Origin of the sequence: Enhydrobacter sp., assembly GCF_030246845.1 — a bacterium.
Taxonomy (GTDB): Bacteria; Pseudomonadota; Alphaproteobacteria; order Reyranellales; family Reyranellaceae; genus Reyranella.
In genome coordinates this window covers 4,853,302-4,866,753 of record NZ_CP126889.1, presented here as the reverse complement: position 1 = coordinate 4,866,753, position 13,452 = coordinate 4,853,302, and the positions used below count along the sequence as shown (strand labels likewise).

The window sequence follows — 13,452 nt, the reverse complement described above, 5'->3', positions numbered from 1 at the left end:
GGTCAGCTCGCGGTGCTGCCGTGCGTGGCTGCCGATCCACCGAAGCCACCGCGTTGGCTGGTCGTCCGTGCCGGCGTGGTCCCCGTCGCGGTCGACGAACTCGACGCCGGCGAGGAGAACGTCGCCCCTCGATAGAAGGGATTGCCCCAAAGCCAGAAATGCGGCCAGGCCCCGACTGCGGTGCCGATCCCCGGCGCGCAAGAATAGAGGAGGGCGGCACCCGCCACGCCCATCAGCACGAGCTTCACCGCGCGCGAGGCACGAGGGCCACGGTCGTCGGGATTGGGCATGGACATGGCGATCAGCTCGTGAGGCAGGCCGCATTGACGAGGCCGAAGCAGGCGGCGAAGCCGCCGGCCGCGATGCCGGCGGCGGAGCGGTCCGCCTCCACGGCCTCCTTCAGATGCGGCAGCAACAGGCGCATGCCGATATGGACGAGCACCTGCACCGCGAGCGCCACCAGGGACCACAGCACGAGGTCCGTGAGGCTCGCGGAATGGGCGATGGTGTTGGCGAGCGGCAGGCAGAAGCCCAGCAGGGCGCCGACCAGGGCGATCGCGGCCGCGGAGTTGCCGGCGCGGATCAAGGTGAATTCGCGCCAGGGCGTGATCAGGCCGTAGATCCAGAGGAAAAGCGCGGCGAGCGCGAAGCTCACGACGATGTAGCGCAGGAAGTTCGGGAAAGCGGCGACCAGCCATGCAAGCTCAGGCATTGCCCCGAAGTGTCGGCCGGTCAGCCGTGCATGGTCAAGCCGCCGGACACGCTGATCGTCTGGCCGGTGATGAAGCCCGCATCGTCGCTGGCGAGGAAGCAGACCGCGCCGGGGATGTCCTCGGGCTGTCCCACGCGCTTCATCGGGATCGCACTTACCAGCGCCGCACGAATCTTCTGGCCGCGCTCGTCCTCACCCGCGACCGCCGCCAGCAGCGGGGTGTCGGTCGGGCCGGGGCAGACCGTGTTGAGCGTGATGCCCTTGCGGGCCACTTCGCGGGCCACCGTCTTGGTGAAAGCGATGAGCCCGCCCTTGCAGGCCGAGTATACCGCCTCCAGGGACGAACCGACGCGGCCGGCATCCGAGGCGATGTTGACGATGCGCCCGTGACCGCGCGCCACCATGCCTTTCAACACGACATGGCTCATGTTGAGCGCGCCCTTGAGATTGATGGCGATGATCTGGTCCCAGAGGTCGGGCGTCGTGTCGACGAAGTTGACGAAGCGGTCCCAGCCAGCGTTGTTCACCAGGATGTCGGTCGGACCGGCTTCCTTCTCGAACTGCGCGACCGCCTTGGCGACGGCATCGTAGTCGGTGATGTCGACGCCCGAGGCGAAGCCCTTGATCTCGCCCGCAACCTTCCTGGCGCCGTCGAGGTTCTTGTCGAAAACACCGACGCGGGCGCCGTAGCCCGCGAAGCGCCGGCAGATCGCGCCGCCGATCGCCCCGCCGCCGCCGGTGACGATGACATTCTTGCCGTCCAGTCCGCGCATGATCTTCTCCTCACGATCTCGTTCGAAGCGAATAGAGGACTCACAGGAGCGCACCACCAACAAGCAGCAGGCACGCACTCCGGCAATTCGGTGTCATCCCTCGCCCCGCTCGGGATGACACAGCTTGGATGAAGTCAAAGCGGCGAGTAGGGATCGAACCTGGGCTTGCGCTTCTCGAGGTGGGAGGCGAGACCTTCCTTCACCTCGGGGCCCATGAAGCCCAGCATCTCGAGGGCGGTCGAGGCGTCGAACGAGGGCCCCATCATGCGCAGCCAGTTGTTGAGCGCGTACTTGGTCCAGCGGATCGAGGTCTGCGCACCCTCGGCGAGCTTGGTCGCGACCTCGAGGCCCTTGGCCTCGAGCTGGTCGTCGTCCACGCAAAGCGAGACGAGGCCGATGCGCTCGGCCTCCTCGCCGTCGACCGATTCACAGAGCAGCAGATAGTACTTGGCCTTGGCCATGCCGCAGAGCAGGGGCCACACGATCACCGCATGGTCGCCGGCCGCGACGCCGAGCCGTGTGTGGCCATCGATGATGCGCGCCTTCTTCGACGCGATCGACACGTCGGCCAGGATTCCCGCCACGAGGCCCGCGCCCACGGCGGGCCCGCGCATGGTGCTGACGATCGGCTTGGAGCAGTTGATGACGTTGTAGACGAGATCGCGTGCCTCCTTCCACATGCCGAGAAGCGCGTTGTAGTCCGTCATGTTCTTCTCGATGATGTCGAAGTCGCCGCCGGCCGAGAACACTTTCCCGCCCGCGCCCTGGATGATCACGCAGTTCACGGTGTCGTCGCCGTCGATGTCGCGCCAGACATTGACCAGCTCGCGATGCATCACGGCATCGGTGGCGTTGTACTTCTCGGGCCGGTTCATCGTGACGCGCAGCACCTTGGGATGCGGGCGGTCGAACAGAAGGCGTTGATAGCGCTTTTGCCAGTCGGACATGCCGTCTCCTCCATTTCCGGAGAAGCGTAGCGCCTGCGGCGGCGTCCGGCTAACGCTTGTTGCCGGCGCTCCAGTTGCCGGCCGAGGCGAAGCGCACGGCCTCTTCCGCGGCGCGGACGAGGGCACGCGCCTTGTGGACACTCTCCTGGTACTCGGCTTCGAGGTCGGAATCGGCCACGACGCCGACGCCAGCCTGCACGTAGAGCGTGTTGTCCTTCACCAGCCCGGTGCGCAGCAGGATGCAGGTGTCCATCGAGCCGTTCGATGCGAAGTAGCCGGCGCAACCGGCGTAGATGCCGCGGCGCACCGGCTCGACCTCGTCGATGATCTGCATGGCGCGGACCTTCGGGGCGCCCGACAGCGTGCCGGCCGGGAACCCGGCCTTGAGCGCATCGATTGCCTCCAGCCCGTCCTCGAGCGTGCCCTCCACATGGCTGCTGATGTGCTGGACGTGGCTGTACTTCTCGATGGTGAACTGCTCGATCACCCTGACCGAGCCGATCTTGGACACCCGCCCCACGTCGTTACGCGCCAGATCGACCAGCATCAGATGCTCGGCGCGCTCCTTGGGATCGGCCAGGAGCTCGTCGGCCAGCCGCTTGTCCTCCTCCGGCGTGGCGCCGCGCGGCCGCGTGCCAGCGAGCGGCCGTATGGTGACGGTATTGTCGCGCAGCCGGACCAGGATCTCGGGGCTCGAGCCCACGATCGAGAAGTCGCCATAGTCGAAGAAGATCAGGAACGGCGAAGGGTTGATGCGCCTGAGCGAGCGGTAGAGTGCGAGCGGCGGCAGCTTGAAGGGCAGCGAGAAGCGCTGCGAGGGGACGATCTGGAAGGCGTCGCCGGCAAGGACGTATTCCTTGCAGATGTCGACCATTTTCTTGAAGGCGTCCTTGGACATGTTGGCCTGCGGCTCGGGCAGGCTGTCCAGCGCCTCGGCATTCTCGCGGCGATAGGGCAGGGAGCGCTCGAAGTCCGACACCGCATCGGCCAGCCGTTCCTCGGCCGCCTCGTAGGCGGCGCGCGCGCCGATACCGGCCTGCGGCCACACCGGCGTGACCATGGTGACGTTGTCTTCCAGCCGGTCGAACACGCAGATGAGCGTGGGCCGAACCATGATCGCGTCGGGCAGGCCGATCGGGTCCGGATTGTCGTCCGGCAGCCGCTCCATGTCGCGCACCATGTCGTAGCCCAGGAAGCCGAACAGACCGGAGGCCATCGGCGGCAGCCCCTTGGGCAGCTCCATCTGGCACTCGCGGATCAGCGCCCGCAGCGTCTCCAGCGGCCGGCCCTCGATCGGCTCGAAGGCATGTGCATCGGTGCGAGCGCGGCGGTTGATCTCCGCCTGGCCCTTGCGGCAGCGCCAGATCACATCCGGCTTGAAGCCGACGATCGAATAGCGGCCGCGTACCGAGCCGCCCTCGACGGACTCCAGAAGGAAGGAGTTGGCGCGGCCGTCGGCCAGCTTGAGGTAGGCGGAGACCGGCGTCTCGAGGTCGGCCACCGCCTTGGTCCAGACGAGCTGCGGCTTGCCGGACTCGTAGAGGCGGGCGAAGGCGTCGTAGTCGGGCGAGAGGGCCATCGCGCGTTACTGCGGAGGCTGCTGCGACTGGAAGGCCGCCTCGAACACCTGCTCGTTCACCGTCACGCCGTACTTGGCGCGCAGCGCGGCGAGAAGCTGGGCCACGAGGTCGTTGGCGATCATGCCGTCGAGCTGGCCGCCGAAGCGCTCGAGCTGCTCCTTCTCCTTGGCGAGATCGACCGGCTGGATCTCCTTGGTGCGTACGATGACGTTGCCTTCCGCCACCCGCACCGCCTGCGCCTTGCCCACAGGCAGCTTGAACAGGGCCTGCGTCGCCGGGCGGCCCAGATGGTTCGCGGTATCGACGTCGAAGCGCGTGACGGCCTTGGTCGTGCGCACCTCGAGCCCGAGCTCCTTGGCGACGGCGGCGAGATCGGTCCCCGAGCCGGCCTTGTCCACCGCCTCCTTGACCTTCTGGTCGGCCAGCTTGCGGCGCTGCTCGCCCTCCCACGCCTGCGTGACCTTCGCCTCGACCTCGGACAGGACCGGCGTGCGTGACGGCGTGATGCGCTCGGTGTGGACGACGTAGTACTCGCCCTTTCCGGTCTCGAGAAGGTCGCTGTCGTTGCCTTCGCGGGTGGAGAAGGCGGCCTTGATGAGCTCGGCGGCGGCGGTGCCCAGCACCACCTGCTTGCCCGAGGGATCCTGGCCCCGTTCGTCGACATTGTCGACCGAATGGACCTTGAGGCCCAGCGCCTTGGCGGCGTCGGCCATCGACCCGTCCTTTCCCAGTTCGCGGTCGAAGTCGTTCACCAGCTTGATCAGCAGATCGGGCGCGAGCTGGTTCTTGAGGTCCTGCTCGAGCTTGCCCTTCACCTCGTCGAATGGCGTCACCTTGCCGGGCTCGATCTTGTTGATGCGCACAACGTGCCAGCCGAGCGGCGACTTGATGGGTTCGGGCGCCACGCCCTGCGGCAGTTTGAAGATCTCGTCGGCCAGCGCGCCGGCGGGCAGGTCCTTCTTCTGGATCAGGCCGAGCTTGATCACGCCGTCGGCACTGCCGGTCACCTCCTTGGTCGCCTCCTCGAGCGTTTTGCCGGCCTTCACGGCGGCGATGATGGCCTTGGCCTTGTCCTCGCTGTCGGCCATCGCCTGGTCGACGTCGCGCTTCTCGGGCGTGCCGAACTCGGCGGCGCGCGACTCGTATTCCTGCCTCACCTGCTCGGGCGTCACCTTGACCTGGTCCATCACGTCGGCGTTGGTCAGGAGGACGTAGGAGAAGGAGCGGTACTCCGGAATCTGGAAGCGCGCCTTGTTGGCGTCGAAGTACTTGCCGAGCTCCTCCGCCGTGGGCTTGGGCACGTCGGTGACGATCGAGTCCGGCACGTAGACCGTTTCCGCGATACGCCTCTCGCTCTCCATCTTGAAAATGTCGTCGCGCAGGACGGTCGGCGCGAGACCTTCGGTACGCACGACGCCGAACAGCTCCGACGAGCCGATCTCGCGCCGCACGTCGGCGACGTACGAGGCCTCGCTGACGCGCGCCTGCTGCAAGAGGTTGCGGTACTTCAGTGGATCGAACTTGCCGTTCGCGCCGTGGAAGGCCGGGTTCTGCGCGATGTTCTCGCGAACCTGATTGTCGCTCACCACGATGCCGTAGTCGGCCATCGCGGCGTCGATCACCGCCCGTTGCACGACGTCCTGCAGCGCCCGCACGTTCAGCCCGAAGCGCGCGGCCTGCGCGGTATCGGGCCGCTGGCCGGTCTGGCGCTGGATCTGGTCGAGCTGCTGGTTGAAGCGTTCGCGCACCTCGTCGATCGACACCGACGTGCCGCCAACCCAGCCGTAGACCGGGATATGGATGCCGCCGACATGCGCCACCTCGGTGCTGCGACGGCCCATGTTCAGCATGTCGCCGATGCCCCAGAGCGCGAAGCTGATGATGAGTGTGCCCATCAGCAGGGTCATGACGACGTAGCCGGCGTACTTTCTGAATTTGTTCACGGGACGAGCTTTGCGGAAATCATGGTCAGCTTGGGCGGGCGGTGGGGTCGCATGCCTACCACCCGCCCTGCGGACAGGCAACCAACCGGCCTTTACCGCAGGCCGCGCGGCCGCTAGACACGCCGGCACGCAAAAAGAGGAAAATCCATGGCGCGCACGAGACGGCCGCTGATCGCCGGCAACTGGAAGATGAACGGTCTCGGGGCCGATGCCTTGGCCCTGGCCAAAGGTGTCGCGGACGGCCTCGGGAAGGCAGCGTGGAACGACCGCGATCTGCTCGTCTGCCCGCCCGCGACGCTCGTCATGGCTGTCGCGCAGGCGGTGCGGGGAAGCGCCGTGCTCGTGGGTGGCCAGGATTGCCACGCCAAGCCGAGCGGCGCGCATACCGGCGATATCGCGGCCGAAATGCTGCGCGATTCGGGCGCAGCTTTCGTGATCGTCGGCCACTCCGAGCGCCGCACCGACCACGGTGAGACCGACGCGGCAGTGCGCGCCAAGGCGGAAGCGGCGTGGCGGGCGGGGCTCGTGCCGATCGTTTGCATCGGCGAGACGCTGGCGGAGCGCGAGGCGGGCCGCACCTTCGCCGTGCTGGCGGGCCAGATCAAAGGCAGCGTCCCGGCGGGCGCCACGGCAGCGAAGCTGGTGGTCGCCTACGAGCCGGTATGGGCGATCGGTACAGGCAAGACGCCGACGGTGGCGGAGGTGGCCAACGCGCACGCACATATCCGCAAGGAGCTGGGCGGCGTGACGGCCGAAGCGCCGCAGGTGCGCCTTCTTTATGGCGGCTCGGTGAAAGGCGACAATGCCGCCGAGCTCCTCGCCGCCGGCGACGTCGACGGGGCGCTCGTGGGCGGCGCGAGCCTCAAGGCGGATGAATTTTTGGCTATCGCCAAGGCGGTCCAAAGAGGCTAGAAGCGCCGGCTTGATCCGGACCCCATCTAACGCTGGAAAAAATGGAAGCGGTACGAGGCTTTTTGCACGATTGGCGGCTGGTTCTGTTGATCATCCATGTCGGCGTGACCGCGGCGATGATCGTCGTCATCCTGCTCCAGCGCAGCGAGGGCGGCGGGCTGGGGATGGGCCGCACCGATGCGCTCTTCTCGGTGCGCGGCCAGGCCAACGTGCTGTCGCGCATGACCGCGATCTTCGCCGGCATCTTCTTCTTCCTCAGCCTCGTGATGGCGTGGAGCTTCGGCGGGCCGCCGCGCTCCTCGACCTCGATCATGGATAAGCTGCCGGCCGGAACCGCCGCGCCAGCGAGCCCCACGCCGGGCGCGCCCGTGCCCGGCGCCACGCCGGGGCCGCCAGCGGCGCCGGCACCGCCCACCGCCCCGAACCGCTAGGAACAATGATCGCGGCCGCCCGTTCCCTCGTCGAAGCATCGTCGGCGGGGGCAATATCCCCATGGCCGCATCCCACCGGATTTTGTAGTCTGTAGGCCCATGACGCGCTTTATCTTTGTAACGGGCGGCGTGGTTTCCTCGCTAGGCAAGGGTCTTTCGTCGGCGGCGCTGGGCGCGCTGCTGCAGGCGCGCGGCTATCGCGTGCGGCTACGCAAGCTCGATCCCTATCTCAATGTCGATCCCGGCACGATGAGCCCCTACCAGCACGGCGAGGTGTTCGTCACCGACGACGGCGCCGAGACCGACCTCGATCTCGGCCACTACGAGCGCTTCACCGGGGTCGATGCCAGGCAGAGCGACAATGTCACCACGGGCCGCATCTATTCGACGGTGATCGCGCGCGAGCGTCGCGGCGAATATCTCGGCGCCACGGTGCAGGTCATTCCGCACGTGACCGACGCCATAAAGGAATTCATCCTCGCCGACAGCAAGGACGAGGACTTCGTCCTGGTCGAAATCGGCGGCACCGTGGGCGACATCGAAGGCCTGCCGTTCCTCGAGGCCATCCGCCAGCTCGGCAACGAGCTCGGACGCGAACGCACGATGTTCGTGCATCTCACGCTCCTGCCGTGGGTGCCGACGGCGGGCGAGCTCAAGACCAAGCCCACACAGCATTCGGTCAAGGAGCTGCTGAGCGTCGGCATCCAGCCCGATCTGCTGGTCTGCCGCTCGGGCGACAAGGAGATCCCGGCCAACGAGCGGCGCAAGATCGCACTGTTCTGCAACGTGCGGCCCGAGCGCGTGATCGAGGCGCGCGACGTCGACACGATCTACCAGGTGCCGATCGCCTATCACGAGCAGGGCTTCGACCGCGAGGTCTGTCGCTATTTCTACCTCGACGCCGACAAGGAGCCCAACCTCGACCGCTGGCGTGGAGTGGTGCGCGGCGTGCGCGAGCCCGAGGGCAAGGTGACGATCGCGGTCGTCGGCAAGTACACGGTGCTGCTCGACGCGTACAAGTCGCTGAGCGAGGCGCTGACGCATGGCGGCTTCGGCAGCAACGTCAAGGTCGCGCTGGAATGGATGGATTCGGAGATCTTCGAGCGCGACGATGCCGTCAGCCATCTCGAGAACGTGCACGGCATCCTGGTCCCGGGCGGCTTCGGCGAGCGTGGCACCGAGGGCAAGATCCACGCCGTGAAGTTCGCGCGCGAGCGCAAGGTGCCGTTCTTCGGTATCTGCTTCGGCATGCAGATGGCGGTGATCGAGGCGGCGCGCAACCTGCTCGGGATCGAGGACGCCTCGTCGAGCGAGTTCGGCCCCACCGACCACGCCGTGGTCGGACTGATGACCGAATGGATTCGCGGCAACCAGCTCGAGAAGCGCTCCGCCGAGGGCGACCTCGGCGGCACGATGCGGCTCGGCGCCTATCCCGCGCACCTGCGCGCCGGCACGAAGGTGCATGAGATCTACGGCCAGGACGTGATCAGCGAGCGGCACCGTCATCGCTACGAGGTGAACGTCAACTACAAGGACCGGCTGGAGCAGGTGGGGCTGCGCTTCTCCGGCATGTCGCCCGACGGCATCCTGCCGGAGATCGTGGAAATTCCGGATCATCCCTGGTTCATCGGCGTCCAGTACCATCCGGAACTGAAGTCCCGGCCGTTCGCCCCGCATCCGCTGTTCACCTCCTTCATCAGCGCCGCCAAGAACCAGAGCCGGCTGGTCTAGCCTCCGGGTCGCATTTCGGTCACCTTTGCGCCTGAAGTTGGAGAATTATGATCCGGCCTATCTTCCTCGTCCTTCTGACGCTCGCGGTGACGGCGGCCAGCGCGTCGGCGCAGTATGCCGGGGACTCCCGCTACGGACGGCCGGAACGGCGCGACCCGATCTTCCTGCGCTTTCCCGAGATGGCGCAGCGTTACTGGGTGAACACCGAGACCATGGCGGCGAGGCACAAGGCGATCGCGATCCCGTTGCCGCGCCAGTGCGCCTTCGTCTATGCCGACACCTATGCGCGCGGCCAGATGAGCGAGCGCGAGGTGCAGGATACGGCGGTCTCGGCCTGCAGCCGCAAGCTTGCCGAGCTGGGGCCGCTCGGCGAGAACTACAACGTCGACTGCCGATGTCATGTCGTCATCAGCGACGACGCCTATGTCGTGCCGCGTGATGCGATGCCGGATCAGGCCTACGGCCCCGCCTCGATCTTCTACCGCGACAATCAGGGCAACGTCGCCCGGCTGAACGGCACCGCGCGTTACGGCGCGCTGATCGGACACGACCGGTCGGTGACCTTCACCGTCGACAACATCAGCGGCCAGAAGGTGTGCGAGGGTACCTTCACCAACGAGTCGACGGGCATCGGCCGGTTCTCGCTCTCCTGCTTCAACGGCAAGTTCGGGGGCCGGGGCAACTACGACAGCCGGCTCGGGGCGCCCAACGATCACATTCTTGCCCGCGGCCAGACCGCGAGCGGACAGCCGATCGTGATGGTGATCGGCCTGCCGGCGCAGCTCGCGGCCAACATGTACGGCGGTATCTGACATGCGGTGCGGGCCGCTCGCCGCGCTGCTCGTGCTGTCGATCCCGGCCATGGCCTTTGCGCAGAGTGCGGGCGAGGTCGAGCGTTGCTTCCAGAATCCGGCCGGTTGCACCACGGGCTCGCCGCCGCCCGCCGCGCCGCCGCCGGCCGCGCGTGCGACGCCGCCTCCGGCGCCCGATTACGCGACCGTCCTCAAGAGCCCCGAGGCCGAGCGGCGCAAGCTCCAGGAATCCCTGCACATCCTCGACAAGTACAACGGCCCGATCGACGGCAACCTGCAGTCCGACGCCTCGGAGAAGGCGATCGCGAGCTGGCAGAAGGGGCACGGCTATGCCGCGGTCGGCAAGCTCACGCCGTCCGAGGCCGTGGCTCTGAACAACGAGGCAGCGCGCGTGCCGATCAAGCGCATCAATCCGACGCCGGCGGCCGGCGCCGCGTCGCCGCCCACCCCGCCGCCGGCGTCGATGCCATCGAATGCCGAGGCGTTGAAGGCGCTGCAGGCCAAGCTGGCCGAACGCCGTCGTGCGGCGGAGCCCAAGGCGCAGGCCGCGGTGCAGGCGCTGGTGCGCGATCTCACCGCCTACATGGCCGCGGGCGGCAAGGGCGTGGCCGGCGAGCAGTTCGCCCTCTTCGCCAAGTGGTATGCCGACAACAAGGCGGCCGGTCGCGGCTTCGGCGATGTCAAGCCGGCCGTCGAGGACTACGGCGACGCCAAGGCAGGGGAGGCCGTCACCGCCGAGGTCACGCTCCAGACGCTGCAGGGCGATGCCGTCCAGCCCCAATGCATGATGTTCGCCTGGATCGAGGCCAATCCACGCAAGGATACACACGCCTTCTCCTGCGACGACGTGGCGGGCGTCGAGAAGTGGAAGACCGATCAGTCACTCAAGAGCGCGTGGCGGTGAGGATCAAAGATCCCTCGCGGCGCTCGGGATGGCAAAGAAAGGCAGTGTCATCCCGAGCTGAAGGCGAGGGATCTTTCGGCAGCTAAAGTGTCGTGACGCCGATCATCGAATCGCGCGTGACAAGGGCCGCCAGCCCGGCTTCATCCAAACCTTCGGTGCCTTTCGGGCGCATCGGCAGGACGAGATAGCGCATGTCGGCCGTGGAATCGTGCACGCGCACCGTCGCCTCGTCGGCGAGCTGCGTGCCGAACTCGGCGAGCACGGCCCGCGGCTCGTGGACGGCGCGGCTGCGATAGGCGCGGCTCTTGTACCAGTCGGGCGGAATGCCCAGCACCATGCGCGGATAGCAGGAGCAGAGTGTGCAGACGACAAGGTTGTGCACCTGCGGTGTGTTCTCGACCACGATCAGCCGAGTCGGCTGATCCATCTGCACGCCGGCCTCCTCGGCGGCCGCGCTGCCGTTCTCGAGCAGCCGGGCCTTGAAGGCCGGATCGACCCAGGCTTTCGCGACGAGCTTCGCGCCGAGATGAGGCCCGCGCGCATCCATCCGCTCGACCGCCTCGCGGATCTCGTCGGCGGTGAGGATGCCTTTCTCGATCAGCAGCTCGCGGACGGCGATCTCCAGCCTCTTGTGATGGGTGAGGGTGTCGTCGTGGTCCGGCCGCGGCGCATGGGGGTCGGGGCCTTCGTGGCTGTGGCTGATGTTGTCCATCATGGCTTCGTCCTCACGGTGCGGGCTCGAGCCAGTGCTCGTAGAGCTCGACGTCGATCGTGTCCTTCGCCGGCCCGCGGTAGTCGGGCCAGACGTCCTTCTGGTTGAAGCGCACGCGGTAGAGCACCTGCTTGGGCTCGCCGCTGCGGCCATAGGCCAGCTCCTCGGGATTGCGGAACTCGCCGCAGATGCGCTCCACCGTCCCGCACTTGCCACGGATGTAGAAGGGCGTGCGGATATGGCCGGGCGGGTTGCCTGGCCGCACGTTCACCTGGGCGCCGACGGTGAAGCGCGGCGTCATGGCGTGCCGGCCTTCGGTCCGTCGGGGCGCCGCTCGATGTCGGCGAGCTTGGCGCGCAGCTCGTCGATGGTGATCGTTCCGCGATGGATCAGGGCCGAGGTGATCGAGCTGATCCAGCGCTCGTAGTAGGTCAGCCGGTCGTAGGCGTCGCCCGGCAGCGATTCGATCCCCTTGCGCAACTCGTCGACAGTGAAGCGGCGCTTGCGCGACAGCAGCACCATCAACGCATCGACGCGCTTTTCCCAGAGCTGGTAGTCGTGTTCCACCCGCTCCACCGGCCCGGCCTGGAGGCCGCCCATGTCATGAACGCCACGCATGGCAGGACTATAGAAAAACTGCGCTGCCCCGTCACTTGCCGCAGCGAGGAGGCGCGGCTAGACAGGCCGCGCCCCAGAAGGAGTTATGTCCGCATGAGCGCCATTGTCGATATCCGGGCCCGGGAAATCCTCGACAGCCGAGGCAACCCCACCGTCGAGGTCGAGGTCGAGCTGGAAACCGGCGCCATGGGCCGGGCGGCGGTTCCGTCGGGCGCATCGACCGGTGCGCACGAGGCGGTCGAGCTGCGCGACGGCGACAAGAAGCGCTACGGCGGCAAGGGCGTGCGGAAGGCCGTGGGCGCGGTGAACGGCGAGATCATGGATCTGCTGTCCGGGCTCGACGCGCTCGACCAGATCAAGATCGACCGGGCGCTGATCGAGCTCGACGGCACGCCCAACAAGGGGCGGCTCGGCGCCAACGCGATCCTGGGCGTCTCGCTCGCCGTCGCCAAGGCGGCCGCGATGGACAGCGGCCTGCCGCTCTTCCGCTATGTCGGCGGCAGCCAGGCCTCGGTCCTGCCGGTGCCGATGATGAACATCATCAACGGCGGCGCCCATGCCGACAATCCGATCGACATCCAGGAATTCATGATCATGCCGGTGAAGGCCGACCGCTTCGCCGACGCGCTGCGCATGGGCTCGGAGGTCTTCCATGCGCTGCGCGGCCAGCTCAAGGACGCCGGTCACAACACCAATGTCGGCGACGAGGGCGGCTTCGCGCCCGACCTCGCGACGGCGGACGCGGCGCTCGCCTTCATCATGAAGGCGATCGAGAAGGCCGGCTACAGGCCGGGCGAGGACGTCGTGCTGGCGCTCGATCCGGCCTCGACCGAGTTCTTCAAGGGCGGCAAGTACGAGCTCGAAGGCGAGGGCAAGTCGCTCGATGCCGGCGGCATGGTCGACTACTACGCCGGCCTCGTCAGCCGCTATCCGATCGTCTCGATCGAGGACGGCATGGCCGAGGACGACATGAAGGGATGGAAGGCGATCACCGACAAGCTCGGCGGGAAGATTCAGCTCGTGGGCGACGACCTCTTCGTCACCAACCCCAAGCGGCTCGCCGATGGCATTCGGAATGGGCTCGCCAACGCGATCCTGGTGAAAGTGAACCAGATCGGCACGCTCACCGAGACCATGGAAGCCGTGTCGATGGCGCAGCGTGCGAGCTACGGCGCCGTGATGTCGCACCGTTCGGGCGAGACCGAGGATTCGACCATCGCCGACCTCGCGGTGGCGACCAACTGCGGCCAGATCAAGACCGGGTCGCTGTCGCGCTCGGACCGGCTCGCCAAGTACAACCAGCTCCTGCGCATCGAGGAGCAGCTCGGCACCCAGGCCCGCTACGCCGGCAAGTTGATCCTGCGCGGGCTGTAGCTG

General features: G+C 67.2%; 15 protein-coding genes. 6 read left to right on the top strand and 9 right to left on the bottom strand.

Going from position 1 to position 13,452, the window contains the following annotated elements:
* Positions 1–2 precede the first annotated feature (2 nt).
* The 6 genes from OJF58_RS24230 to OJF58_RS24205 all read right to left on the bottom strand — a co-directional run bounded on the left by OJF58_RS24230 (position 3) and on the right by OJF58_RS24205 (position 5,955).
* Positions 3–296 carry a hypothetical protein gene (locus OJF58_RS24230; protein WP_300780437.1) on the bottom strand — a complete coding sequence of 98 codons (294 nt, stop codon included), beginning with the start codon at positions 294–296 and terminating at the stop codon, positions 3–5.
* A 5-nt stretch (positions 297–301) separates the two neighbouring features.
* Complete coding sequence (locus OJF58_RS24225; RefSeq protein ID WP_300780436.1) at positions 302–712, bottom strand: DUF350 domain-containing protein; 411 nt, start codon at positions 710–712, stop codon at positions 302–304.
* A gap of 20 nt (positions 713–732) precedes the next feature.
* Positions 733–1,485 (bottom strand): SDR family oxidoreductase, encoded by a 753-nt coding sequence (locus OJF58_RS24220; protein ID WP_300780435.1) that lies wholly within the window; start codon positions 1,483–1,485, stop codon positions 733–735.
* A 134-nt stretch (positions 1,486–1,619) separates the two neighbouring features.
* Positions 1,620–2,432, bottom strand: a complete 813-nt coding sequence (locus tag OJF58_RS24215; protein ID WP_300780434.1) for an enoyl-CoA hydratase/isomerase family protein — start codon at positions 2,430–2,432, stop codon at positions 1,620–1,622.
* Between the two features lie 49 nt (positions 2,433–2,481).
* Positions 2,482–4,011, bottom strand: a complete 1,530-nt coding sequence (gene trpE, locus OJF58_RS24210) for an anthranilate synthase component I (RefSeq protein WP_300780433.1) — start codon at positions 4,009–4,011, stop codon at positions 2,482–2,484.
* A 6-nt stretch (positions 4,012–4,017) separates the two neighbouring features.
* Positions 4,018–5,955 (bottom strand): peptidylprolyl isomerase, encoded by a 1,938-nt coding sequence (locus OJF58_RS24205; protein WP_300780432.1) that lies wholly within the window; start codon positions 5,953–5,955, stop codon positions 4,018–4,020.
* Positions 5,956–6,102: 147 nt separating this feature from the next.
* Between OJF58_RS24205 and tpiA the strand changes: the two genes are divergently transcribed.
* The 5 genes from tpiA (at position 6,103) to OJF58_RS24180 (ending at position 10,745) form a co-directional block, all read left to right on the top strand.
* Positions 6,103–6,867 (top strand): triose-phosphate isomerase, encoded by a 765-nt coding sequence (gene tpiA, locus OJF58_RS24200; protein ID WP_300780431.1) that lies wholly within the window; start codon positions 6,103–6,105, stop codon positions 6,865–6,867.
* Between the two features lie 41 nt (positions 6,868–6,908).
* Entirely contained in the window at positions 6,909–7,298 is a 390-nt protein-coding gene (gene secG, locus OJF58_RS24195; protein WP_300780430.1) for a preprotein translocase subunit SecG, read from the top strand.
* Between the two features lie 99 nt (positions 7,299–7,397).
* The gene (locus tag OJF58_RS24190) at positions 7,398–9,029 is read left to right on the top strand and encodes a CTP synthase (RefSeq protein ID WP_300780429.1); all 1,632 of its coding nucleotides are present in this window, start codon (positions 7,398–7,400) and stop codon (positions 9,027–9,029) included.
* Between the two features lie 47 nt (positions 9,030–9,076).
* Complete coding sequence (locus OJF58_RS24185; protein ID WP_300780428.1) at positions 9,077–9,841, top strand: hypothetical protein; 765 nt, start codon at positions 9,077–9,079, stop codon at positions 9,839–9,841.
* 1 nt (position 9,842) lies between these two features.
* Positions 9,843–10,745, top strand: coding sequence for a hypothetical protein (locus OJF58_RS24180; protein ID WP_300780427.1), 903 nt, complete (start codon positions 9,843–9,845; stop codon positions 10,743–10,745).
* A gap of 82 nt (positions 10,746–10,827) precedes the next feature.
* Here OJF58_RS24180 and nthA read toward each other — a convergent pair whose 3' ends face one another.
* From nthA to OJF58_RS27205, 3 genes are read right to left on the bottom strand one after another with little or no spacing between them, the layout of a single operon-like run.
* A complete protein-coding gene (nthA, locus tag OJF58_RS24175; protein ID WP_300780426.1) occupies positions 10,828–11,460 on the bottom strand; it encodes a nitrile hydratase subunit alpha in 633 nt (210 codons plus the stop codon).
* A 10-nt stretch (positions 11,461–11,470) separates the two neighbouring features.
* On the bottom strand, positions 11,471–11,758 hold the full coding sequence (locus tag OJF58_RS27210) for an SH3-like domain-containing protein (protein WP_366526797.1): 288 nt from the start codon (positions 11,756–11,758) through the stop codon (positions 11,471–11,473).
* Entirely contained in the window at positions 11,755–12,075 is a 321-nt protein-coding gene (locus OJF58_RS27205; RefSeq protein ID WP_366526796.1) for a nitrile hydratase, read from the bottom strand. The genes OJF58_RS27210 and OJF58_RS27205 overlap by 4 nt, the downstream gene beginning before the upstream one ends.
* Positions 12,076–12,168: 93 nt before the next feature.
* On the opposite strand from OJF58_RS27205, the gene eno reads away from it, so the two are divergent.
* Entirely contained in the window at positions 12,169–13,449 is a 1,281-nt protein-coding gene (gene eno / locus OJF58_RS24165) for a phosphopyruvate hydratase (protein WP_300780425.1), read from the top strand.
* Positions 13,450–13,452 lie beyond the last annotated feature (3 nt).

What these genes read in the sequence shown, in the direction of transcription:
- OJF58_RS24230 (WP_300780437.1), bottom strand. Translation starts at nt 296, where the DNA reads ATGTCCATGCCCAATCCCGACGACCGTGGCCCTCGTGCCTCGCGCGCG.
- OJF58_RS24225 (WP_300780436.1), bottom strand. Translation starts at nt 712, where the DNA reads ATGCCTGAGCTTGCATGGCTGGTCGCCGCTTTCCCGAACTTCCTGCGC.
- OJF58_RS24220 (WP_300780435.1), bottom strand. Translation starts at nt 1,485, where the DNA reads ATGCGCGGACTGGACGGCAAGAATGTCATCGTCACCGGCGGCGGCGGG.
- OJF58_RS24215 (WP_300780434.1), bottom strand. Translation starts at nt 2,432, where the DNA reads ATGTCCGACTGGCAAAAGCGCTATCAACGCCTTCTGTTCGACCGCCCG.
- trpE (WP_300780433.1), bottom strand. Translation starts at nt 4,011, where the DNA reads ATGGCCCTCTCGCCCGACTACGACGCCTTCGCCCGCCTCTACGAGTCC.
- tpiA (WP_300780431.1), top strand. Translation starts at nt 6,103, where the DNA reads ATGGCGCGCACGAGACGGCCGCTGATCGCCGGCAACTGGAAGATGAAC.
- secG (WP_300780430.1), top strand. Translation starts at nt 6,909, where the DNA reads ATGGAAGCGGTACGAGGCTTTTTGCACGATTGGCGGCTGGTTCTGTTG.
- OJF58_RS24190 (WP_300780429.1), top strand. Translation starts at nt 7,398, where the DNA reads ATGACGCGCTTTATCTTTGTAACGGGCGGCGTGGTTTCCTCGCTAGGC.
- OJF58_RS24185 (WP_300780428.1), top strand. Translation starts at nt 9,077, where the DNA reads ATGATCCGGCCTATCTTCCTCGTCCTTCTGACGCTCGCGGTGACGGCG.
- OJF58_RS24180 (WP_300780427.1), top strand. Translation starts at nt 9,843, where the DNA reads ATGCGGTGCGGGCCGCTCGCCGCGCTGCTCGTGCTGTCGATCCCGGCC.
- nthA (WP_300780426.1), bottom strand. Translation starts at nt 11,460, where the DNA reads ATGATGGACAACATCAGCCACAGCCACGAAGGCCCCGACCCCCATGCG.
- OJF58_RS27210 (WP_366526797.1), bottom strand. Translation starts at nt 11,758, where the DNA reads ATGACGCCGCGCTTCACCGTCGGCGCCCAGGTGAACGTGCGGCCAGGC.
- OJF58_RS27205 (WP_366526796.1), bottom strand. Translation starts at nt 12,075, where the DNA reads ATGCGTGGCGTTCATGACATGGGCGGCCTCCAGGCCGGGCCGGTGGAG.
- eno (WP_300780425.1), top strand. Translation starts at nt 12,169, where the DNA reads ATGAGCGCCATTGTCGATATCCGGGCCCGGGAAATCCTCGACAGCCGA.